Source organism: Streptomyces sp. NPDC004561 (assembly GCF_053602155.1).
In genome coordinates this window covers 1-21,261 of the sequence record NZ_JBSGDB010000113.1, presented here as the reverse complement: position 1 = coordinate 21,261, position 21,261 = coordinate 1, and the positions used below count along the sequence as shown (strand labels likewise).

Below are 21,261 nucleotides of genomic sequence, written 5' to 3'. Positions count from 1 at the left end.
GCCGCCTCAGGGGGCAGCCACCGCCGGCCGCCCGAGCCCCCGGCCGCCCCGGCCGCCCCGGCCGCCCCCGGGACGGCGGGCGACGGCCTGGAGGCCGCCATCGCCGCCGCCTGGGAACAGGTGCTCGGCCACCACGACTTCACCGGCAGCGACTGGTTCTTCGACGTCGGCGGCGACTCGCTGCTGCTCATCCGGGTGCACACGATCCTCGAACGCGCGCTCCCCGAGTGGGGCGTGACCATCGGCGATCTCTACACCTGCTCCGCCATCGACGACCTGGCCGCCAAGTTGCGCGCCGAGGCCGGCCGGCGCCTCGCGAGCTGACGGCCCCGGCAGACCCGCAGACCGCAGACCCTCCCACCCATCAGATGAGGAGAACCACACCATGGCACAGCACGATTTCTCGCTGACCCCCGAGGAGCTGGCCAGGTTCGAGCGCGACGGCTACATCGGCCCGTTCGACCTGTACGACGAGGACGAGATGGCGCAGGACCTGCGCGCCCTGCGTCCCAAGCTGCTCAACTTCAGGAAGTCCATCTACAGCGGCGAAAAGACCGCCTCGGCCATCTCCAACTACGACCGCCACTTCGACATCGACTTCCTGGCCCAGCACATCACCCGGCCCGAGATCGTCGACCGCGTGTCCTCCATCCTCGGCGAGGACACCCTGTGCTGGCGCTCGGAGTTCCTGCCCAAGTACCCGGGTGACGAGGGCACCGACTGGCACCAGGCGGAGGACTTCTCCAGCCTGACCGACGCCAACCTGCCGCAGATCCAGTGGCCGGCCGACTCCCCGCGGCGCGGCACCGTCACGGTGTGGACCGCGTTCAGCGAGGCCAGCATCGAGACCGGCTGCCTGCAGTTCATCCCCGGCACGCACCGGACCATGTACTACGACGAGTCCAAGGGCCTCAGCTACGACGAGGACATCGTCAACAACCTGGAGAAGAACGGCACCCGCCGCGGCTTCTTCGGCTACGACTACCGCCAGCTGCAGAAGGACGCCACCTGGGCGCCGGACGAGTCCCGGGCCGTCTCCGCGGTCATGAAGCCCGGCCAGTTCATCATCTTCTGGTCCACGCTGATGCACGCCTCGCACCCCAACACCAGCGCCGACCAGGCCCGTATCGGCTACTCGGTGCGCTACCTGCCGACCAGCGCGCGCGTCTACCCCGGTCTGACCGAGCTGAAGGAGTTCGGCTCCACGATCAGCCTGGAGCACTACGGCACGGTCCTCACCTCCGGCCAGGACGACTACGGCCACAACCGGTACCTGCAGGAGAACGTCAACGGCTACCGCTTCCCCGTCCGCAACGCACGAAAGGTTTCGGCATGACCATCCAGGAGACCACCGCCATTCGCCCCGCCACCCGGGAGGAGATCGAGAACTGGGTCGTGGAGAGCTGCCGGAGCCTCGGCCTGCCGGCGCAGGACGCGACCTCCGACTTCTTCGCCATCGGCGGCACCTCGCTCGCCGCGGCCCGGCTGATCGCCGCCGCCGAAGAGCTGTTCGGCGAGGACGCGCTCCCGCCGGACGACCTGTACGAGAACAGCGCGCTGAGCGCGGTCGCCGCGGTCATCCACGCACACGCCACCGCCGGCGGTACCGGGACGGCCGCCTGACCGCCGCCCGCCCCGGGGGCGTCCGGCTCCCCGCCCCGGCACACGCCCGGGTACCGAGCCGGCCGCCCCCGCCCCGTCACCCACCGAAACCCCGTTCCCAGAGAGGTCACCTCCCGTGAGCAGCACACCGCAGTGGCTCTTCCCCCTGCGCAAGGCGGCCGGCGAGCCCACCTCCCGGCTCCTGGTGTTCCCGTACGCCGCGGCCGGGGCCAGTTCCCTGCGCCCGCTGCTGACCGGACTGCCCGGCACCGTGGAACTCCTCGGCGTCGCCCTGCCCGGCCGGGAGCGCCGGTTCGCCGAACCGCCCCTCACCGACAGTGCGGAGTTCCTCACGGCGGTGGCCGGCGAACTCTCCGACCGGCCCGCGCTGCCCACCGCCCTCCTCGGGCACAGCATGGGCGCGAGCCTGGCGCTGTCGCTGGCCCTGGCCGCCCCCGACAGCTGCCACGGCGTGGTGATCAGCGGCCGGGAACCCTCCGGCGTCGCCCTCGCCACGATGCTGGACCTCAGCGACGACGAGATCACCGGCTTCTTCGGCACGGTCGGCCACACCGCCCCCCAGCTGCTCGCCGACGCCTACTGGCGCGAGCGGCTGATCGCCCTCTTCCGCAGCGACATCCACCTGGACCTGCGCACCAGCGCGGAGATCGAGACGAGGACGCTCGACCAGCAGCTCCTGGTCCTCGGCGGCGCCGAGGACCCCTATGTCGCGGCGGACGACCTGATCGGCTGGTCGGCCCGCACCACCGGCCGCTGCGACATCTCCGTCCACCCGGGCGACCACTTCTTCATCCTGTCCCCCGGCAACCGGGACGCCGTCCTCGCCGCCCTGACCGGCTTCCTCGGCCGGCTCCGGCGGCGACAGCCCGTCCACCCGTGACAGACCACTCCCTGACCGATCGATCCGCTGTGAGGACCCCATGGGCTCGGTTACCCAGGCCGTCGACGCGGTGGCGCCGCTGCCGGCCGGCGCACTCCTGCTGTTCCTGCTCCAGACAGGCGCGCTCCTCGGACTGGCCCTGGTGCTGGGCGGCCTGGCCCGGCGGTACGGACTGCCGGGCATCGTGGGCGAACTGGCCGCGGGCGTGCTGCTCGGGCCGTCGTTCCTGGCCCATGCCGCACCCGGCGTCTCCGCCTGGCTGCTGCCACGGGACCCGGCTCAGATGCATCTGCTGGACGCCGTGGGCCAGCTCGGCGTCCTGCTCCTGGTCGGCTTCACCGGCATGCACATCGACCTGAAACTGGCCCGGCGCCTCGGCGGCACGGCGGCCGGCGTGAGCGCCGTGGCCCTGCTGCTCCCGCTGGCCCTCGGCGTCTGGCTGGGCTTCATGCTGCCCCACCGGCTCGCCTCCCCGACCGCGGACACCCCCGTGTTCGCCGCGTTCATCGGCGTCGCCATGTGCGTCAGCTCCATCCCGATCATCGGCCGGGTGCTGGTGGACATGCAGCTGATCCACCGCACCGTCGGCCAGCTGATCCTGGTCGTCGCCACCATCGACGACGCCGTGGGCTGGCTGCTGGTCTCCGTGGTGACGGCCCTGGCCACCACCGGCGTCGGGCCCCGCGAGATCGCCACCCCGCTGTGGCACATGGCGGTCCTGCTCCTGGTCACGGTCACCGCCGGCCGCTGGATCGTGCGCCGGACCATGCGCTGGGCGAGCCGGGCCGACTCCCGCGGGGCCACCGTCACGGCGACCGTGCTGCTGCTCGTCCTGTCCGGCGCGGGCGCCCAGGCCCTCGGCTTCGAGGCCCTGCTGGGCTCCTTCCTCTGCGGCATCCTCATCGGCGGCTGCCGCACCCCGGACCAGGACCGCCGCCTGGAGCCCCTCAGCACCACCGTGCTGTCGTTCCTGTCCCCCCTCTTCTTCGCGCTCGCCGGGCTGCGGATCGACCTGACCTCGCTGGCCGACACCACGACCGCGCTGTGGGCGCTGGCCGCGCTGGCCGTCGCCGTACTGGGCAAGTTCGCCGGCGCCCTCGTCGCGGGCGCCACCGCCCGCCTCGACCGCTGGGAGACCCTCGCGCTCGGCGCGGGCATCAACGCCCGCGGTGTCATCCAGGTGGTGATCGCGGTCGTGGGCATCCGCCTCGGCCTGCTCGGCACGGCGATGTACAGCGTCATCGTGCTGATCGCCATCCTCACGCCGATGATGGCCCCGCCGGTCCTGCGCCTGGCGATGTCCCGGGTGACCCAGACCGACGAGGAACGCCTCCGCGCCGAACAGTCCACCCCCGCCCCCCACCCCGCCCAGCCGCCGGCCCACCCCGAACAACTCCTGGCCTGACCCGCCCTCTACGGGCCCACCGAAGGAAGGTGGGCCCGCGGTCGGTTCTGGTGCGTGACCCGGATCTTCGACTGGCCGTGCGGGCGCAGCTCCCAGTCGTCCATGAAACGGGCGGTGAGGCCGTGCCGTTCGGCCAGCGAGACGAGGGTCTGCGTGCGGTAGTAGAAGTCCTCGCGGAGCACTTGGTGCTCGGTTCCCTCCGTGCGGTCGAAGGTGAAGTCGAAGAAGCCACCCGGGGCCAGCACCCGCCCGACGTTGGCCAGGCACTCGTCGATCACCTCCAGCGGCGAGTGCGAGAAGACGCTGTGGGCGTGGACCACGGTGAACCAGCCCGGGGGCAGGAAGTCGAGCGTCAGGTTCTCGACGAGGGCCAGGTGGGCGAGACGGCCCTGCAGACTCCGGCGGACGAGAGTGCGCTGCGCCTCGACGAGGATGTCCGGCGAGATGTCGATCCCGTAGTAGTGGCCGGGTTCGAGGTAGTCGATGAACCGCCATCCCGCGCGCAGATTCCCGCAGCCGATCTCCAGCATCCGGTCCCGCGGCATCAGGCCGTGCTCGACGAGGTAGTCGAACTGCATCCGTCCGAGCGCCAGCCAGCCGGCCTCCGAGCGACTGCCGACGGCGAGTTCGGGGCTGCGTCCGGTGTCCGAGGCCATGACGGCGCGGTAGTAGGCGACATGGTCACGGTGACGGAGGCCCAACCAGGTGTCCCTCGCCGCGCGGCGCAGGTGGGGAGGGATCCGCCGGGGGTGCCTCAGGGCGTAGCGGAGCTTGTGCCGCAGGGACGACCGGTTCCTCGTCAATTCGGGCTTCGGCATGCCTGACTCCGTGATCCACGACAGCCCCCGCCCGGCAGCGTAACCCGGAGCAGGCCGCACGGCCTGCCCGCCACGTCGGGCGGGATGACCGGGCGGGGCGCAGGGCCTCCGGGTGACAACACGGCATCGCTTGCGGAAAAGCCGTGGACCCGTCCGTGAGATAGCTCACCGGCGGGGTCTTCGACTCCCGTCCGAGGCTGTGCCGTCTCTCACAAGTCCGGACACAACGAGAGACGGGCCCCTGCGGTGACTTCCGTCACCTGCAGAGACCCGTCTCCCAGGAGTGCGCGAGGGGGGAGTTGAACCCCCACGCCCTTGCGGGCACTGGAACCTGAATCCAGCGCGTCTGCCTATTCCGCCACCCGCGCATTGGGTGTGTCTTCCGGTCCCGGCCCTTGTGGGCTGGCCCCTTCCGACATCCAGAACATTAGCACGTCGTACGGGGCGGGTTCACATCCCTTCCCGCACGTCCGGCCGCACCCCGTGACCGGCCCCACAGCGCTCACGCGTTCGTCCGCGTATCAAGGAGAGCCTGTTCACGTATCAACCTCGTACCGGTCCGGGCCATCTCCCCAGGAGGCGGACCGGGTCCACAGCCGGGTGCGGGACACTGGTCCTCGCCCCCCTCTACGATCCATGCCGGGAAGTGTTCCGCGCGGAGGTCCGGGGAGGAGTTCGAAGGGGACCGGCTGGGGGAACCGGCTGATTGCCGGGCGCGTAGATACGATCAGTACGCAGTACCGGCACAACGGCAAGACAGCGCACAGAGCAGGCAACGAAACGGCAGGGACGGAGGAGGTGCCCCATGGGAGTCCTGAAGAAGTTCGAGCAGCGTCTCGAAGGTCTGGTGAACGGCACCTTCGCCAAGGTCTTCAAGTCCGAGGTCCAGCCCGTGGAGATCGCCGGCGCGCTGCAGCGCGAGTGCGACAACAACGCGACCATCTGGAACCGTGACCGGACCGTCGTGCCCAACGACTTCATCGTGGAGCTGAGCGCGCCGGACCACGAGCGCCTCAGCCCCTACTCCGGGCAGCTCGGCGACGAGCTGGCCGGCATGGTGCGCGACTACGCCAAGCAGCAGCGCTACACCTTCATGGGACCGATCAAGGTCAACCTGGAGAAGGCCGACGACCTGGACACCGGCCTGTACCGGGTGCGCTCGCGCACCCTCGCGTCCTCCAGCAGCCAGCAGGCCCCCGCGGCGCCGTCCGGCGGCCGGTCGGCACAGGGCGCCCAGGGCGGCTACGGCTCTCCGCCGGCCCCGCCCGCCGGAGCGCCCCCGATGCCGTCCGCGCCGCCGCCCGGCGCCCGGCCCGGCGGCTACGGCTACCCCCAGCCCGCCACGCAGCGGCCCGCGGCCGCCCCGATGAGCGGCGGGCGCACCCGCTACTGGATCGAGATCAACGGCAGCCGCCACCAGATCTCCCGCCCGACGCTCGTGCTGGGCCGCAGCACCGAGGCGGACGTGCGGATCGACGACCCCGGCGTCTCGCGCCGGCACTGCGAGATCCGGACCGGAACGCCCTCGACGATCCAGGATCTCGGCTCCACCAACGGCATCGTGGTGGACGGGCAGCACACCACCCGCGCTACGCTCCGCGACGGCTCGCGGATCGTCGTGGGCAGCACCACCATCATTTACCGGCAAGCCGAAGGGTGAAGCGGGGGCAATGTCAGAGCTGACCCTCACGGTCATGCGGCTGGGTTTCCTGGCCGTACTGTGGCTGTTCGTGATCGTGGCCGTGCAGGTCATCCGGAGCGACCTGTTCGGTACGCGCGTCACACAGCGCGGATCGCGCAGGGAGGCCGGGCGGCAACAGACGCCGGCCCGGCAGCAGGCCGCGCCCCCGCCCCAGCGCGCCCAGCAGAGCGGCGGAGGCGGCCGGCGCGGCCGCAACGCCCCCAGCAAGCTGGTCGTGACCGAGGGCACACTGACCGGCACCACCGTCGCGCTCCAGGGCCAGACGATCACGCTCGGCCGGGCGCACGACTCCACGATCGTGCTGGACGACGACTACGCCTCCAGCCGCCATGCCAGGATCTACCCGGACCGCGACGGCCAGTGGATCGTCGAGGACCTGGGCTCCACGAACGGCACCTATCTGGACCGGTCCCGGCTGACGACCCCCACACCGATCCCGCTGGGCGCGCCGATCCGCATCGGCAAGACCGTCATCGAGCTGCGGAAGTAGTACGACAATGAGCGAGCGGAGCGAGCACGCAGCGGCAGGCCGCCACCCGGTCTCCGGCGCGCTCCCGACCGGAGGGTGGGCAGTGTGGCTCGACACGACCGGCTGTACCCGGAGCCGACGGGCGAGGTGCGCATGAGTCTGTCACTGCGCTTTGCCGCCGGATCGCACAAAGGCATGATCCGCGAGGGCAACGAGGACTCCGGTTACGCCGGTCCCCGCCTGCTCGCGATCGCAGACGGCATGGGCGGCCAGGCGGCCGGCGAGGTCGCCTCCTCCGAGGTGATCTCCGCCCTGGTCACGCTCGACGACGACGTGCCCGGCTCCGACATCCTCACCTCCCTCGGCGCCGCCGTGCAGCGCGCCAACGACCAGCTGCGCTCCATGGTCGAGGAGGACCCCCAGCTCGAGGGCATGGGCACGACCCTCACCGCCCTGCTGTGGACCGGGCAGCGGCTCGGCCTCGTCCACGTCGGCGACTCCCGCGCCTACCTGCTGCGCGACGGGGTGCTGACCCAGATCACCCAGGACCACACCTGGGTGCAGCGGCTCGTCGACGAGGGCCGGATCACCGAGGAAGAGGCCACCACCCACCCGCAGCGCTCCCTGCTGATGCGCGCCCTCGGCAGCGGCGACCACGTCGAGCCCGACCTGTCCATCCGCGAGGTCCGCGCCGGCGACCGCTACCTGATCTGCTCCGACGGCCTGTCCGGCGTCGTCTCCCCGCAGACGATGGAGGAGACCCTCGCCAGCTACCAGGGCCCGCACGAGACCGTGCAGGAACTGATCCAGCTCGCGCTGCGCGGCGGCGGCCCCGACAACATCACCGTCATCATCGCCGACGTCCTCGACCTGGACACCGGCGACACCCTCGCGGGCCAGCTGTCCGACCAGCCGGTCGTGGTCGGCGCGGTCGCCGAGAACCAGCACCACCTGCACGACAACGGCATCATGCAGACCCCGGCCGGCCGCGCCTCCCACCTCGGCCGCCAGGGCCGTGGGCACGGCGGCGGCGAGTTCGGCCCGCCCGGCTCCGGCGACACCACCGGCTACGTCCCGACCGACGGCTTCGGGGACTACACCGACGAGGACTTCACCAAGCCCCGCAAGCGGCGCTGGCTGAAGAGATCCCTCTACGGCGTCCTGGCCCTCGCCGTCATCGGCGGCGGTCTGTACGGCGGCTACCGGTGGACGCAGACGCAGTACTACGTCGGCGCCAAGGAGGAGCACGTCGCGCTGTACCGCGGGATCAGCCAGGACCTCGCCTGGGTGTCGCTGTCGAAGGTGGAGACGGACCACCCCGAGATCGAACTCAAGTACCTGCCGCCGTACCAGCAGAAGCAGGTGAAGGCGACGATCGCCGAGGGCGGTCTGACGGACGCCCAGTCCAAGGTCCAGGAGCTGGCCGTGCAGGCGTCGGCCTGCAAGAAGGAGTCCGAGCGCCAGGCCGCCGACAGCGCGCACAGCGCCAAGCCCGGCAAGAGCGCGGCGGGCACCACCGGCACCCGTGCCGCCTTCGCCAAGGCCTCCCCGACACCGAACCCGTCGGCGTCCAAGACGTCCCCGACCTCCCCGGGGTCCTCCAAGTCCCCGTCCACGACCCCGTCCGCGACCCCCAGCCCCGGCCCGACTCTCTCGGAGGATGAGCAGAAGGTCGTCTCGCTGTGCGGTAAGCAGTAGGCAAGCCGTGAGAGGCCCTGTCACACGATGAGCAGTACGACAAACTCGCCGACGCACCACACGTCCACCATCGGCGCGATCGGTGCGCCGAGCCGCCGCAACACCGAGCTGGCCCTGCTGGTCTTCGCCGTGGTCATCCCGGTGTTCGCCTACGCCAACGTGGGCCTGGCCATCAACAACCAGGTGCCGGCCGGGCTGCTGGGCTACGGCCTGGGCCTCGGCCTGCTGGCCGGCGTCGCCCATGTCGCCGTACGGAAGTTCGCCCCGTACGCCGATCCGCTGCTGCTGCCGCTGGCCACCCTGCTCAACGGGCTCGGCCTGGTGTGCATCTGGCGGCTGGACCAGTCCAGGCTGCTGCAGGCGATCGGGGTGGCCGGCGGCAAGGCCACCAACCAGCTGCTGTACACGGCCATGGGCATCGCACTGTTCATCGTGGTGCTGATCTTCCTCAAGGATCACAGAGCCCTGCAGCGCTACACCTACATCTCCATGGTGGCCGCGCTGGTCCTGCTGCTGCTTCCGCTGGTCCCGGGCCTCGGCGCCAACGTCTTCGGCGCCAAGATCTGGATCCACATCGGCAGCTTCACCATCCAGCCGGGCGAGTTCGCCAAGATCGTGCTCGCGGTCTTCTTCGCCGGCTACCTGATGGTCAAGCGGGACGCGCTCGCCCTCGCCAGCCGCCGGGTCATGGGCCTCTACCTGCCCCGCGGCCGCGACCTGGGCCCGATCCTCGTCGTCTGGGCGATGTCGATCCTGATCCTGGTCTTCGAGACGGACCTCGGTACGTCGCTGCTGTTCTTCGGCATGTTCGTGATCATGCTGTACGTCGCCACCGAGCGGACCAGCTGGATCGTCTTCGGTCTGCTGATGTCCGCGGTCGGCGCCGTCGGCGTGGCGAGCTTCGAGCCGCACATCCAGACCCGTGTGCAGGCCTGGCTCGACCCGATGCGCGAGTACAAGCTCAGCCGGGTCGTGACCCACGACGGCATCGCGCACTCCGACCAGCTCCAGCAGGCCCTGTGGGCGTTCGGCTCCGGCGGCACCCTCGGCACCGGCTGGGGCCAGGGCCACTCCGAGCTGATCCGGTTCGCCGCGAACTCCGACTTCATCCTCGCCACCTTCGGCGAGGAGCTGGGTCTGGCCGGCATCATGGCGATCCTGCTGATCTACGGCCTGATCGTGGAGCGGGGTGTGCGCACCGCCCTCGCCGCCCGCGACCCGTTCGGCAAGCTCCTCGCCGTGGGCCTGTCCGGCGCCTTCGCGCTCCAGGTGTTCGTCGTGGCCGGCGGTGTGATGGGACTCATCCCGCTGACCGGTATGACCATGCCGTTCCTCGCGTACGGTGGTTCGTCCGTCATCGCCAACTGGGCGCTCATCGGCATCCTGATCCGCATCAGCGACACCGCCCGCCGCCCGGCCCCCGCGCCCGCAGCCAACCCCGACGCCGAGATGACCCAGGTGGTCCGCCCGTCATGAACAAGCCCCTGCGCCGGATCGCGATCTTCTGCGGCCTCCTCGTGCTGGCCCTGCTCATCCGCGACAACTACCTCCAGTACGTCAAGGCCGACTCACTGCGCACCGACACGAACAACCGCCGGGTCGCCATCGAGCGGTACGCGTCCCCGCGCGGCGACATCATCGTCGACGGCAACCCGATAACGGGCTCGGTCGAGGCCAAGAGCGGCGACTTCAAGTACAAGCGCACCTACAAGAACGGGGCCATGTGGGCCCCCGTCACCGGCTACTCCTCGCAGGCCTTCGGCAGCAGCCAGCTGGAGAAGCTCGACGACGGCATCCTCACCGGCAACGACGACCGGCTCTTCTTCCGCAACACCCTGGACATGCTCACGGGCAAGACGAAGCAGGGCGGCAACGTCGTCACCACCCTCAACGCGGCCGCGCAGAAGGCCGCGTTCAGCGGTCTGCAGCAGCAGGGCGGCAAGGGCGCGGTCGTCGCCCTGGAGCCGTCCACCGGCAAGATCCTCGCCCTGGCCTCCTACCCGTCGTACGACCCGTCGTCCTTCGCGGGCAACTCCACGGACAAGGACTCCAAGGCCTGGGACAGCCTGCAGAAGGGGAAGGACCCCGCCGACCCGATGCTGAACCGGGCCCTGCGCGAGACCTACCCGCCGGGCTCCACCTTCAAGGTGGTCACCGCGGCGGCCGCGCTGGAGAACGGCAAGTACAGCTCGGCCGACCAGCCGACCGACTCGCCGCTGCCGTACGTCATGCCGGGCACCAGGACCGAGCTGAAGAACGAGGGCAACATCCCCTGCAAGAACGCGACCATGCGGATCGCGCTCCAGTACTCCTGCAACACCGTCTTCGGCAAGATCGGCGCCGACCTCGGCAACGAGAAGATGCTGGCCGAGGCCAAGAAGTTCGGCTTCGACTCGGAGCAGTTCACCCCGGTCCGCTCCAACGCCTCGGTCTTCTCCGACAACATGAACCAGTCGCAGACCGCGCTGTCCTCCATCGGCCAGTACAACACCGCCGCCACCCCGCTGCAGATGGCCATGATCGCCTCCGCGGTCGCCGATGACGGCAAGCTGATGAAGCCGTACATGGTCGACGAGCTCCAGTCCTCCAATCTGGACCCGGTCGTGAAGACCAAGCCGGAGGAGATGAGCCGGCCGCTGTCGCCGCAGAACGCGCAGATCCTGCAGTCGATGATGGAGACCGTCGTCAAGCAGGGCACCGGTACGCACGCCCAGATCAACGGCGCCACCGTCGGCGGCAAGACCGGTACCGCCCAGCACGGTGTGGCGAACAGCGCAAACCCCTACGCGTGGTTCATCTCGTATGCCAAGCTTCCCGACGGCAGCTCGCCGGTCGCGGTGGCCGTGGTCGTCGAGGACGAGAGCGCCAACCGCGACGACATCTCCGGCGGCGGCCTGGCCGCGCCGATCGCGAAGAACGTGATGGAGGCAGTCATCAACTCCAAGAAGTGAGACCCCCATCACATCGCCTTCACATCGATGCACGTTGCGATACCGGTCCTGTATCGGGTTCCGGGCTTGGCCAGGTCATACAAAGCGAGCCGGGTACCGTAGGCCCGGACGGCAGCCTCGGTCGCGCATCGACGTGACGGCCGGGACCGACGGAGAGGGCTGGTAGGTAGCTATGGAAGAGCCGCGTCGCCTCGGCGGCCGGTACGAGCTGGGCCACGTGCTCGGCCGTGGTGGCATGGCGGAGGTCTACCTCGCGCATGACACCCGCCTCGGCCGCACCGTGGCGGTGAAGACGCTGCGCGCCGACCTCGCGCGCGATCCGTCCTTCCAGGCCCGGTTCCGCCGGGAGGCCCAGTCGGCCGCCTCGCTCAACCATCCCGCGATCGTCGCTGTCTACGACACGGGCGAGGACTACATCGACGGGGTCTCCATCCCGTACATCGTGATGGAGTACGTCGACGGGTCCACCCTGCGTGAGCTGCTGCACAGCGGCCGCAAGCTCCTGCCGGAGCGTGCCATGGAGATGACCATCGGCATCCTCCAGGGCCTGGAGTACGCCCACCGCAGCGGCATCGTCCACCGCGACATCAAGCCGGCCAACGTCATGCTGACCCGCAACGGCCAGGTCAAGGTGATGGACTTCGGCATCGCCCGCGCCATGGGCGACTCCGGCATGACCATGACCCAGACCGCGGCGGTCATCGGCACGGCCCAGTACCTCTCTCCCGAGCAGGCCAAGGGCGAGCAGGTGGACGCCCGCTCGGACCTCTACTCCACGGGCTGCCTCCTCTACGAGCTCCTGACGGTCCGCCCGCCCTTCGTCGGCGACTCCCCGGTGGCCGTGGCGTACCAGCACGTCCGCGAGGAGCCCCAGCCGCCGTCCGTCTTCGACCCCGAGATCACCGCCGAGATGGACGCGATCGTCCTGAAGGCGCTGGTCAAGGACCCGAACTACCGCTACCAGTCGGCCGACGAGATGCGCGCCGACATCGAGGCGTGCCTGGACGGCCAGCCGGTCGCGGCCACGGCCGCGCTCGGCGCCGTCGGCTACGGCGGTTACCCGGACGACCAGCCGACCACGGCCCTCCGTCAGGATGCGGGCGCCGGAGCGACCACCATGCTCCCGCCCATGAACCCCGACGACGGCGGCTACGGCTACGACGACCGCCCCGACCGCCGGCGCCAGCAGCCGAAGAAGTCCAACACCTCCACGATCCTCCTGGTGGTCGCGGGCGTCCTCGTCCTGGTCGGCGCCATCCTGATCGGCAAGTGGGCGTTCAGCGGCCACAGCGCGGACGGCCAGGTGCCGGTGCCGAACTTCGTCGGGCAGACGGTCAAGGGCGCCCAGGGCATGGCCGACAACGTCGACCTGAAGGTGACGGTCGCCACCCGGAAGCCCTGCGACAACCAGCCCAAGGGCAGCGTCTGCGACCAGGACCCGAGCGCCAAGACGAACGTCGCCAAGGGCACCACGATCAACCTGACGGTGTCCACGGGCGCCCCGAAGGTCACCGTGCCGGACGTCCGCGGCATCCAGTTCGACCAGGCCGAGACCCAGCTCACGGACAAGGGCTTCAAGGTCGACCAGAAGACCGTCGTGTCGACCCAGACCCCGGGCGTCGTCACCGACCAGAACCCGGAGGGCGGCTCCAGCAGGCAGAAGGGCACCGTGATCACCCTCACCGTCGCCAAGGCGGAGGACAAGGTCACCGTCCCCACCGACGTCATCGGCAAGTCCTGCGACGACGCCAAGGCCGAACTGACCCAGCTGGGTCTGGTGCCGACCTGCAACGACACCCCCACCAACAACCCGGACGACAACGGCAAGGTCCTCTCGACCGCCCCGGCGGCGGGTCAGCAGCTCGCCAAGAACACGCCCATCGCGGTCAACGTCGGCAAGGTCCAGGGCCAGCAGCCGGGGCAGGTGCCGAACGTCGTGGGCCGGACCCTGAAGGAAGCCCAGCAGATCCTGCAGCAGAGCGGCTTCAACCAGATTCAGGTCACCGGCCCGAACGACGACAAGGCCCGGGTCATCACCCAGACACCGCCGCAGGGCACCCAGGGTGATCCGGCCAGCACCCAGATCGCCCTCACCACCGTGGACCTCGGCGGCGGCAACAACGGCGGCGACAACGGCGGCACCCAGCTCTTCGGCGGCACCGGCTGACGCTCCCCCCGTACGAAGGAACCCCGGCGCTTCCCAGAAGCGCCGGGGTTTCTCGTTGTGCCACGCCGTGGCCGCGCCGGGACCGTCAGCGCAGCTCCGCCGGAGGGGTGCGGTCGCTGTTCACCTTCTCCACGCGGACCAGTTCGCCCCAGACGATGTAGCGGTACAGGGAGGTGTAGACGGGGGTGCAGGTCGTCAGGGTGATGTAGTGGCCGGGCTTCTTGACGCCCGCCTCCCCGGGGACCGCCGTGAGCACCTTGACGTCGTACTTCGAGGTCTCGGGGAGGATCGAGAAGACCTTGTAGACGTACCAGTCGTCCCGGGTCTCGAAGACGATCGGGTCGCCCTTCCTTATCTTGTCGATGTTGTGGAACTTCGCGCCGTGGCCGTCGCGATGGGCGGCGAGGGCGAAGTTGCCGTCCTTTCCGGTCATGGGGAGCGCGGCCTTGACCGGGTCGGTGTAGTAGCCGGCCACGCCGTCGTTGAGGACGTCCGTGCCCGTGCCCTTCTCGACCAGGACCGCGCCGTTCCTCATCGCCGGCACGTGCAGGAAGCCGATGCCGTCCTTGGTGTCCAGCGCGCCGGGGCCGGAGTCCGTGGCCTGCGCCCACTGCCGGCGGACCTTGTCGGCCTCGTTGTCCGCCTTGCGGTCCGCTATCACGTTCGTCCACCACAGGGAGTAGACGACGAAGAGGCCGAGCAACACACCGGAGGTGATGAGGAGTTCACCGAAGACGCTCACCGCCGTCGCGATCCTGCCCGGACGCCGGCGGCCCTCTGCCGGCTGCGGGGCGGACGCGCCCGTGTGTGCTTCGGTCTCGTCGGCGGTCGCTGCCACGTTGTCTCTGCCCTTACTCGATGAGCGCGTCCGGCTTGCCCTTGCTGCGCGGGCGTTCCTCGACCATCTTGCCCCAGACGATCAGCCGGTACTTGCTGGTGAACTCCGGTGTGCAGGTGGTCAGGGTGATGTACCGGCCGGGCTCGGTGAAACCCGAACCCCTGGGGACGGGGTCCAGCACGCTGGTGTTGGACGGCGAGGTGACCGGCAGCGTCGAGGTCACCTTGTACACGAAGTACGTGTCCTGCGTCTCGACCACGACCGCGTCGCCGGGTGTCAGCCTGTTGATGTACCGGAACGGCTCACCGTGGGTGTTGCGGTGCGCCGCGAGACCGAAGTTGCCGGTCCTGGCGTCGGGCATCGCCGTCTTCAGCGCGCCCTCGCTGTAGTGCCCGACCATGCCCTTGTCGAGCACCTTGGCGTTGCTGACGCCCTCCGCGATCGGCGCGACGACGTCCAGCTTGGGGATGTGCAGGATGGCGAAGCCCTGTCCCGGGGCGAAGACACCGGGGTTGCGCTTGCCGCTCGCCCAGTCGTCCTGGAGCTGATGAGTCTCGCTGCCGGCCTGTGCGTGCGCGCGGACGTTGGTCCACCACAGCTGGTAGGTGACGAACAGCAGCATCAGCACACCGGTGGTGATGAACACCTCGCCGATCGCGCGGCTCGCCAGCACGGCCGGGCTCGGCTTCGCCAGCCGCGCCTGCCGCCGGGCCTCCACCCGGGACAGCGGCCGCTGCGGGTCCCGTCTTCCCGGGGAGGCCGTCGTCTCGCGGGCGCCATGACGCCCGCCGCGCCGCTTGGCGGCCTTTCTGCGGGCCGCCCGGCCTCCGGGTGTGGTTCCGGTGGCGGCGGAGACCGGCGAGGCCCCAGAGGCCCGTGTGGCGCCGCTCTCCGGGCCCGTCGACGCCGGGTCGGGGATCCGCAGCGCCATCGTCTCGTCGTCGGCGGGCGGCAGCGGCATGGTCATGTCCCCCGCGTACGGGGGCCGGCCACCGCCGTAGGGCGCACCGGCGTGGGACTCGTACGGGCTCTCGCCGCCGTAGAAGTCCTCGCGCTCGGGGCGCACCGCGGTCACGCCGTGGACCTGCCCACCACCGGGGCGAGCCCCGCCGACCTCGCCACGGCACCCTGGTCGCCGCATTCCTCCAGCCAGTTGGCCAGCATCCGGTGCCCGTGCTCCGTCAGCACCGACTCGGGGTGGAACTGCACGCCCTCGACGAGGAGTTCACGGTGGCGCAGGCCCATGATGATGCCGTCGTGGGTACGGGCGGTCACTTCCAGCTCGGCCGGTACCGTCGCGGGCTCGGCCGCGAGGGAGTGGTAGCGGGTGGCCGTGAAGGGGGAGGGCAGACCGGCGAAGACGCCCTTGCCCTCGTGCTCGACGAGCGAGGTCTTGCCGTGCAGCAGCTCGGGCGCCCGGTCCACCACACCGCCGTACGCCACCTGCATGGACTGCATGCCGAGGCAGACGCCGAAGACCGGCACCCGGGTGGCCGCGCAGTGGCGGACCATGTCCACGCACACGCCCGCCTCCTCCGGCGTCCCCGGGCCGGGCGAGAGCAGCACGCCGTCGAAGCCGTCCTGCGCGTGCGCGGTCGACACCTCGTCGTTGCGCAGCACCTCGCACTCGGCGCCCAGCTGGTACAGGTACTGGACCAGGTTGAAGACGAAGCTGTCGTAGTTGTCGACGACGAGAATCCGCGCACTCACTGGTTGTCCACCGTCACATCGTTGAAGGGCAGCAGCGGTTCGGCCCACGGGAAGACGTACTGGAAGAGGATGTAGATCACGGCCAGGACCAGGACGAGGGAGAGCAGCGCCTTCATCCATGCGTTTCCCGGCAGATGCCGCCAGATCCAGCCGTACATGCCGTCCCTTCCGTATCCCTACGGCACCAGACCCACGCCGTACGTCACCAGACTAACGGCGCAGAGCCCTCGGTTCGCCTGCCTCCACAGGCTGTGTGGAATCCAGATGCGCCCAGACGATCAGCCGGTGACTGTGGCCCCATTCCGGATCGCACGTGGTCAGCGTCAGATACCGGCCCGGGCGCGTGTACCCGGACTTACGTGGCACAGGGTCGATCACCTCAACGTCGCTCGGAACTGTTTTGTAGGGCCCTTTGTCGATCCGATACGTGAACCATGTCGTTCCGTCCGTGAGCACCACGGCGTCACCGGGCCGCAGTTCCGGGAAGTCCTTGAACGGGTCGCCGTACGTCCGCCGGTGGCCGGCCACCGCGAAGTTGCCCTCCTGGCCGAGCCGCGCGGTGCCCGCGTAGTGGGCGAGGCCCTTCGCCAGCACGTCCCGGCCGGTGCCCTCCAGCACGGGCTTGTTCCACGTGAAACCGAGTCGCGGGATGTACATGATCGCGAAGGGCCTGCCGTAGTGGTACGGCGCCGGCTCCGGAACGGCCGCCGAGGCGCCCTGACCCGCCGTGGGCCGCACGCTCCCCGTGGACCACTGCCGGTGCAGCTGGTCGATCTGGTCGGTCATCGCGCCGTCGGCCCGCACTCCCGTCCAGAACAGCAAGTAGACGACGAAGAGCACGATCAGGCTGCCGACGGTGATGCACAGTTCGCTGAAGGTCCTCAGGATCAGGCGCACCGGCGGCTCCTGGGCGGACGGCTACTGCACGGGCTTCGCGTAGTGCAGATCCACTGTGCCGGAGTAGCCGGGGAGAGTCACCGTTCCGTCGTCGGTGACTTTCCAGCCGAGGCCGTAGACATTCACGTAGACCATGTAGGTCTGGATCGCCTTGCTCGCCGCGAGCGTCTGCTGGAGTCTGCCCGGGTCCCCGATCGCGGTGATCTTGTACGGCGGTGAGTAGACGCGGCCCTGGAGGATCAGGGTGTTGCCCACGCAGCGCACCGCGCTGGTGGAGATCAGCCGCTGGTCCATGACCTTGATCCCCTTGGCGCCGCCCTGCCACAGGGCGTTCACCACGGCCTGCAGGTCCTGCTGGTGGATGACCAGGTAGTCGGGCTGCGGCTCGGGGTAGCCGGGGAGCTTGGCGGTGGCGTTGGGCGGGGCGTCGTTGAGGGTGACCGTGACGGCCCGGCCGGTGAGCCGCTGGGTGCCCGCGCTGTTCTCCAGCCCGGCGAGCCGCCGGTCCTGGGCCTTGGTGCTGCCGTCGTCGCTCTCCGCGAGGGACTCCACGCTGTCGCGCACGGACGCGTTGGACTCGTCCAGGTCCTTGTTCTTGCGGCTGCGCTGCTGGATCAGGTCGGACAGCTTCAGCAGGGAGCCGTCCTGGCGGATGTCGGTTCCCTTGGCCGTGTCGAAGCTGGTGAAGAAGATGAGCCCCGCGAGGGCGAAGACGGCCGCCGTGAGGATCCGCACCGGCCGGAAACGCAGCCTGCGGCCCGGACCGGAGCCCATTGCTCCCGTCCCGGGGGAGTCGGCAGAATTGCTCAACGTACCCTTATCTCCTTCGGCGCCGCGGAAGCACTACGCTAACGGACGCCCGGGGGAGCACACAGAGTCGTCATGTTGGCCCTTTGTACGCTGCCCCGAGTCCGACCCAGTTATCTGCGCGGCCACGCAGCGCATCGACAGGAGAGACCCTCGTGCCGAAGTCACGTATCCGCAAGAAGGCCGACTACACGCCGCCGCCGGCGAAGCAGGCGCAGGCGATCAAGCTGAACAGCCGCGCCTGGGTCGCGCCCGTCATGCTGGCCATGTTCGTCATCGGGCTGGCCTGGATCGTCGTCTTCTACGTGACCGACGGCTCGCTGCCCATCGACGCGCTCGACAACTGGAACATCGTGGTCGGCTTCGGCTTCATCGCCGCCGGGTTCGGTGTCTCCACGCAGTGGAAGTAGAGCGGCCGGGCGTAGCTCTGCCCACGGCTGTCCGCTGAGTTATCCACAGGCCTGAGGTCATTTCCACACCCCCCTGGGGAAAAGACTACGATCTGTGGATAACTCATCGAGTGTTGACGCCGGTGTGACTGCCCTACCGGCACTCAGACACCCGTTCGCCCCCTGTCCGACCTGCGCAAACACATCCGAGCGGCAGGGGGCGCAGCTGAGGCCGCACCATATGCACAAGATCCGCCACCCGCTGTGGACAACAGAGCGGAATCAGGTGAGCTGAGTCGTCCTGACCAGGACGAGAACGGCCACCACGGCGAGTACGAACGCACAGGTGCCGTACTGGACGAGGGTCCGTTTGTTCCGCGGGGCGTGCACCATGGCGTACCCCGTGACGACACCCGCGACCAGGCCGCCGATGTGCGCCTCCCAGGCGATGTTGAAGCCCGGCGCGAAGGTGATGATCAGGTTCACCACCAGCAGCGCGATGAGCGGCCGCAGGTCGTAGTTGAGCCGGCGCATGAGCACGCCCGTGGCGCCGAACAGGCCGAAGATCGCTCCGGAGGCGCCGAGCGAGGGCACGTTGGGTTCGGCGATCAGATAGGTCAGCGCGCCGCCCGCCAGCCCCGAGACGAAGTACAGGGTGAGATAGCGAGCGCGGCCGAGCGCCGCCTCCAGGGGGCCGCCGATCCACCACAGGCTGAGCATGTTGAACAGAATGTGGGTGTAGTTGGCGGGGGCATGCAGGAACATCGCCGTGATCAGGCGGTAGTACTGGCCCGCCGCGACGCCCTGCACGCCGTGGAGCAGGGGCGTGGTGGCCTGACCGATCAGCTCGAAGCGGTCGGTGAAGCGGTCGCCGGCGGCGAGCTGGGCCAGGAAGACGGCGAGGTTGACGCCGATGAGGATCTTGGTGACCAGCCGGGGATCCGCCGTCATGGTGCCGCCGGCGACCGTACGCGGCCGGGTCGCCCGCGGAGCGGGTCCGGTGGCGGAGCCGCCGCGGACGCAGTCGGGGCACTGGAAGCCGACGGAGGCGCTGACCATGCACTCGGGGCAGATGGGGCGTTCGCAGCGGGTGCAGCGCACGCCGGTCTCGCGGTCCGGGTGCCGGTAGCACCCGGGCAGGCTCCGGGCGTCCTGTGCGCTGCTTGCGGCCTGCTCCATCAGATCCCCTTGGTCGTCGTGGCACTCCCCCGGCAAATACCCCGCCCCGCTCATCCTTACGGACGAGCGGGGCGTTTGGTTCCCCGCGGGACGTTCCGGCGGAGCCGGTCTCCCGCGTACGGCGTACCGAGCGGCGGGCTCAGCCCTCGCGGCTCTCGACGACGACCGACTCGATGACGACGTCCTTGGCCGGACGGTCGTTGCGACCGGCGGTGGCCACGCCCGCGATGGCGTCGACGACCTTCTGGCTGGCCGGGTCCGTGACCTCGCCGAAGATGGTGTGCTTGCGATTCAGCCAGGTGGTGGGGGCCACGGTGATGAAAAACTGCGAGCCGTTGGTGCCCGGGCCGGCGTTGGCCATGGCCAGCAGGTAGGGCTTGTTGAAGGACAGGTCGGGGTGGAACTCGTCCTCGAACTTGTAGCCCGGGCCGCCGATGCCGGAGCCCAGCGGGTCGCCGCCCTGGATCATGAAGCCGCTGATGACCCGGTGGAAGATCGTGCCGTCGTAGAGCCGGGCGTTGCTCTTCACCCCGGTCTCCGGGTGGGTCCACTCGCGCTCGCCCTGGGACAGCTCGACGAAGTTCTTGACCGTGACCGGCGCGTGGTTCGGGAACAGCCGGACCTCGATGTCGCCGTGGTTGGTCTTCAGGGTGGCGTAAAGCTGCTCAGCCACGATCTGCCTTCCGTTGTCTTCCTGTGACCCTCCGATCCTCGCACGGCCCGGCTCGTGCGTCGCTCGTCGGCCATGAGTTCCACCGGAAGGCAGCGCCGGGCGGCGATTCGTGGCAGTGTCGACGACAAGCTCCTGTTGCCCGGAATCGAGCGGGAAGAGCGATCGGCACCCATATGCCCGCCCTCGCATGCCGCGCAGGCCGTTGGCAGGCATGATCCGTAAAAGGGTGGAAAGTCGAATTACCGTACGCCACCGAGGAGGAGGAACCCGTGACCCGCATCGACAGCGTGCGCGCCGCGACCGGCTCGGCGAAGGACAGCGTGCTGCACGCCGCGGAAGTGGTGGCGCCCTACGCCGACACGGCCAAGGAGCGTGCCGCGCATTACGCGCAAGAGGCACGCGTACGGCTGGCGCCCGTGGTGTCGCAGGCCGCTGAGCAGGCCCGCGTGCAGTACGACGCCCGGCTCGCCCCGCGCCTGGAACAGGCCCGCACCCATGTGCCGCCGATGGTCGACGAGGCCGCCGTCCGCACTCGCAAGGCTGCCCGGCAGGCGGCCGACTATTCGCGTCCGAAGATCGAGCAGGCGGTGGCCGCGGCCGCTCCGGTGGCGGACGAGGCCACCGCGCGGGGCGCCGCCGCTCTGGCCGCGCTGCGCGGCAACGTCTCGGCGAAGGACATCCAGAAGCTGGCCCGGCGGAATCGGCGCAGGTCCCGTGCCGGCCGGGCCGCGAAGCTGCTGGCGATGGCGGCCCTCCTGACGGGCGGCGCCGTCGCGGTCTGGAAGTGGTGGGACAAGCAGGCCAATCCCGACTGGCTGGTCGAGCCGCCGGCCGCGACGGAGGTCCCCGAGACAGGCCGCCTGAGTTCGGTGGACGGCACCGGCACCTCGGTGCTGGACCCGGAGGTCCAGGCCAAGCAGGCCGAGGAGGACTCCGCCGACCGCGACGAGGAGGAGTGACGGTCCTGTTCCACGCGGGCACCGAACGGGCCGTGGGACGGGCGGCCCGGCACGGGTGTCGCGGTGTCCGCCGTCGCGGTCACGACCCTGTGGGTC

The 21,261-nt window shown here is 69.9% G+C and carries 22 protein-coding genes and 1 tRNA gene; 13 read left to right on the top strand and 10 right to left on the bottom strand.

The window, feature by feature from the left end:
- The 5 genes from ACWEN3_RS17325 to ACWEN3_RS17305 all read left to right on the top strand — a co-directional run.
- On the top strand, positions 1-324 hold a 324-nt coding region (locus ACWEN3_RS17325; RefSeq protein ID WP_452971267.1), incomplete at its 5' end, for an acyl carrier protein.
- A gap of 61 nt (positions 325-385) precedes the next feature.
- The gene (locus tag ACWEN3_RS17320) at positions 386-1,336 is read left to right on the top strand and encodes a chlorinating enzyme (RefSeq protein ID WP_452971264.1); all 951 of its coding nucleotides are present in this window, start codon (positions 386-388) and stop codon (positions 1,334-1,336) included.
- On the top strand, positions 1,333-1,623 hold the full coding sequence (locus tag ACWEN3_RS17315; RefSeq protein WP_452971261.1) for a phosphopantetheine-binding protein: 291 nt from the start codon (positions 1,333-1,335) through the stop codon (positions 1,621-1,623). The genes ACWEN3_RS17320 and ACWEN3_RS17315 overlap by 4 nt, the downstream gene beginning before the upstream one ends.
- Positions 1,624-1,738: 115 nt before the next feature.
- Positions 1,739-2,503: a thioesterase II family protein gene (locus tag ACWEN3_RS17310; protein ID WP_452971258.1), complete on the top strand. Its 765-nt coding sequence runs from the start codon at positions 1,739-1,741 to the stop codon at positions 2,501-2,503.
- Between the two features lie 40 nt (positions 2,504-2,543).
- Positions 2,544-3,908: a cation:proton antiporter gene (locus tag ACWEN3_RS17305; protein WP_452971256.1), complete on the top strand. Its 1,365-nt coding sequence runs from the start codon at positions 2,544-2,546 to the stop codon at positions 3,906-3,908.
- An 8-nt stretch (positions 3,909-3,916) separates the two neighbouring features.
- Here ACWEN3_RS17305 and ACWEN3_RS17300 read toward each other — a convergent pair whose 3' ends face one another.
- Both ACWEN3_RS17300 and ACWEN3_RS17295 read right to left on the bottom strand, forming a co-directional pair.
- Positions 3,917-4,726: a class I SAM-dependent methyltransferase gene (locus tag ACWEN3_RS17300; RefSeq protein WP_452971253.1), complete on the bottom strand. Its 810-nt coding sequence runs from the start codon at positions 4,724-4,726 to the stop codon at positions 3,917-3,919.
- Positions 4,727-5,010: 284 nt separating this feature from the next.
- Positions 5,011-5,094 (bottom strand) — tRNA-Leu (locus tag ACWEN3_RS17295).
- Between the two features lie 437 nt (positions 5,095-5,531).
- On the opposite strand from ACWEN3_RS17295, the gene ACWEN3_RS17290 reads away from it, so the two are divergent.
- The 6 genes from ACWEN3_RS17290 to pknB all read left to right on the top strand — a co-directional run bounded on the left by ACWEN3_RS17290 (position 5,532) and on the right by pknB (position 13,713).
- Positions 5,532-6,386 (top strand): FhaA domain-containing protein, encoded by an 855-nt coding sequence (locus ACWEN3_RS17290; RefSeq protein ID WP_452971250.1) that lies wholly within the window; start codon positions 5,532-5,534, stop codon positions 6,384-6,386.
- Positions 6,387-6,396: 10 nt separating this feature from the next.
- On the top strand, positions 6,397-6,918 hold the full coding sequence (locus ACWEN3_RS17285; protein ID WP_452971247.1) for an FHA domain-containing protein FhaB/FipA: 522 nt from the start codon (positions 6,397-6,399) through the stop codon (positions 6,916-6,918).
- 132 nt (positions 6,919-7,050) lie between these two features.
- Positions 7,051-8,595 carry a Stp1/IreP family PP2C-type Ser/Thr phosphatase gene (locus ACWEN3_RS17280; RefSeq protein WP_452971270.1) on the top strand — a complete coding sequence of 515 codons (1,545 nt, stop codon included), beginning with the start codon at positions 7,051-7,053 and terminating at the stop codon, positions 8,593-8,595.
- A 27-nt stretch (positions 8,596-8,622) separates the two neighbouring features.
- Entirely contained in the window at positions 8,623-10,071 is a 1,449-nt protein-coding gene (locus ACWEN3_RS17275) for an FtsW/RodA/SpoVE family cell cycle protein (protein ID WP_452971244.1), read from the top strand.
- Positions 10,068-11,546, top strand: a complete 1,479-nt coding sequence (locus ACWEN3_RS17270) for a peptidoglycan D,D-transpeptidase FtsI family protein (protein WP_452971242.1) — start codon at positions 10,068-10,070, stop codon at positions 11,544-11,546. Before ACWEN3_RS17275 ends, ACWEN3_RS17270 begins: the two co-directional genes overlap by 4 nt.
- Positions 11,547-11,718: 172 nt before the next feature.
- On the top strand, positions 11,719-13,713 hold the full coding sequence (pknB, locus tag ACWEN3_RS17265; RefSeq protein ID WP_452971239.1) for a Stk1 family PASTA domain-containing Ser/Thr kinase: 1,995 nt from the start codon (positions 11,719-11,721) through the stop codon (positions 13,711-13,713).
- A gap of 85 nt (positions 13,714-13,798) precedes the next feature.
- Here the strand turns inward: pknB and ACWEN3_RS17260 are convergent, their stop codons facing one another.
- From ACWEN3_RS17260 to ACWEN3_RS17235, 6 genes are read right to left on the bottom strand one after another with little or no spacing between them, the layout of a single operon-like run.
- On the bottom strand, positions 13,799-14,551 hold the full coding sequence (locus ACWEN3_RS17260) for a class E sortase (RefSeq protein ID WP_452971237.1): 753 nt from the start codon (positions 14,549-14,551) through the stop codon (positions 13,799-13,801).
- Positions 14,552-14,564: 13 nt separating this feature from the next.
- Positions 14,565-15,626: a class E sortase gene (locus ACWEN3_RS17255; protein ID WP_452971234.1), complete on the bottom strand. Its 1,062-nt coding sequence runs from the start codon at positions 15,624-15,626 to the stop codon at positions 14,565-14,567.
- On the bottom strand, positions 15,623-16,261 hold the full coding sequence (locus ACWEN3_RS17250; RefSeq protein ID WP_452971232.1) for an aminodeoxychorismate/anthranilate synthase component II: 639 nt from the start codon (positions 16,259-16,261) through the stop codon (positions 15,623-15,625). Before ACWEN3_RS17250 ends, ACWEN3_RS17255 begins: the two co-directional genes overlap by 4 nt.
- Positions 16,258-16,419, bottom strand: a complete 162-nt coding sequence (locus tag ACWEN3_RS17245; protein WP_452971230.1) for a hypothetical protein — start codon at positions 16,417-16,419, stop codon at positions 16,258-16,260. The genes ACWEN3_RS17250 and ACWEN3_RS17245 overlap by 4 nt, the downstream gene beginning before the upstream one ends.
- 52 nt (positions 16,420-16,471) lie before the next feature.
- Complete coding sequence (locus ACWEN3_RS17240) at positions 16,472-17,158, bottom strand: class E sortase (RefSeq protein ID WP_452971228.1); 687 nt, start codon at positions 17,156-17,158, stop codon at positions 16,472-16,474.
- 21 nt (positions 17,159-17,179) lie between these two features.
- Positions 17,180-17,968 carry a DUF881 domain-containing protein gene (locus ACWEN3_RS17235; protein WP_452971225.1) on the bottom strand — a complete coding sequence of 263 codons (789 nt, stop codon included), beginning with the start codon at positions 17,966-17,968 and terminating at the stop codon, positions 17,180-17,182.
- Between the two features lie 152 nt (positions 17,969-18,120).
- On the opposite strand from ACWEN3_RS17235, the gene crgA reads away from it, so the two are divergent.
- Complete coding sequence (gene crgA / locus ACWEN3_RS17230) at positions 18,121-18,375, top strand: cell division protein CrgA (protein ID WP_452971222.1); 255 nt, start codon at positions 18,121-18,123, stop codon at positions 18,373-18,375.
- Positions 18,376-18,636: 261 nt separating this feature from the next.
- Here the strand turns inward: crgA and ACWEN3_RS17225 are convergent, their stop codons facing one another.
- Both ACWEN3_RS17225 and ACWEN3_RS17220 read right to left on the bottom strand, forming a co-directional pair.
- Positions 18,637-19,533, bottom strand: a complete 897-nt coding sequence (locus tag ACWEN3_RS17225) for a rhomboid family intramembrane serine protease (RefSeq protein ID WP_452971219.1) — start codon at positions 19,531-19,533, stop codon at positions 18,637-18,639.
- 139 nt (positions 19,534-19,672) lie between these two features.
- Complete coding sequence (locus tag ACWEN3_RS17220) at positions 19,673-20,206, bottom strand: peptidylprolyl isomerase (RefSeq protein ID WP_452971217.1); 534 nt, start codon at positions 20,204-20,206, stop codon at positions 19,673-19,675.
- Between the two features lie 269 nt (positions 20,207-20,475).
- Between ACWEN3_RS17220 and ACWEN3_RS17215 the strand changes: the two genes are divergently transcribed.
- Positions 20,476-21,165 (top strand): DUF5324 family protein, encoded by a 690-nt coding sequence (locus ACWEN3_RS17215; RefSeq protein WP_452971215.1) that lies wholly within the window; start codon positions 20,476-20,478, stop codon positions 21,163-21,165.
- The last annotated feature ends 96 nt before the right edge of the window (positions 21,166-21,261 follow it).

Coding starts and splice junctions, on each gene's coding strand:
- ACWEN3_RS17320 (WP_452971264.1), top strand. CDS start 386: ATGGCACAGCACGATTTCTCGCTGACCCCCGAGGAGCTGGCCAGGTTC.
- ACWEN3_RS17315 (WP_452971261.1), top strand. CDS start 1,333: ATGACCATCCAGGAGACCACCGCCATTCGCCCCGCCACCCGGGAGGAG.
- ACWEN3_RS17305 (WP_452971256.1), top strand. CDS start 2,544: ATGGGCTCGGTTACCCAGGCCGTCGACGCGGTGGCGCCGCTGCCGGCC.
- ACWEN3_RS17300 (WP_452971253.1), bottom strand. CDS start 4,726: ATGCCGAAGCCCGAATTGACGAGGAACCGGTCGTCCCTGCGGCACAAG.
- ACWEN3_RS17290 (WP_452971250.1), top strand. CDS start 5,532: ATGGGAGTCCTGAAGAAGTTCGAGCAGCGTCTCGAAGGTCTGGTGAAC.
- ACWEN3_RS17285 (WP_452971247.1), top strand. CDS start 6,397: ATGTCAGAGCTGACCCTCACGGTCATGCGGCTGGGTTTCCTGGCCGTA.
- ACWEN3_RS17280 (WP_452971270.1), top strand. CDS start 7,051: ATGAGTCTGTCACTGCGCTTTGCCGCCGGATCGCACAAAGGCATGATC.
- ACWEN3_RS17275 (WP_452971244.1), top strand. CDS start 8,623: ATGAGCAGTACGACAAACTCGCCGACGCACCACACGTCCACCATCGGC.
- ACWEN3_RS17270 (WP_452971242.1), top strand. CDS start 10,068: ATGAACAAGCCCCTGCGCCGGATCGCGATCTTCTGCGGCCTCCTCGTG.
- pknB (WP_452971239.1), top strand. CDS start 11,719: ATGGAAGAGCCGCGTCGCCTCGGCGGCCGGTACGAGCTGGGCCACGTG.
- ACWEN3_RS17245 (WP_452971230.1), bottom strand. CDS start 16,419: ATGTACGGCTGGATCTGGCGGCATCTGCCGGGAAACGCATGGATGAAG.
- ACWEN3_RS17225 (WP_452971219.1), bottom strand. CDS start 19,533: ATGGAGCAGGCCGCAAGCAGCGCACAGGACGCCCGGAGCCTGCCCGGG.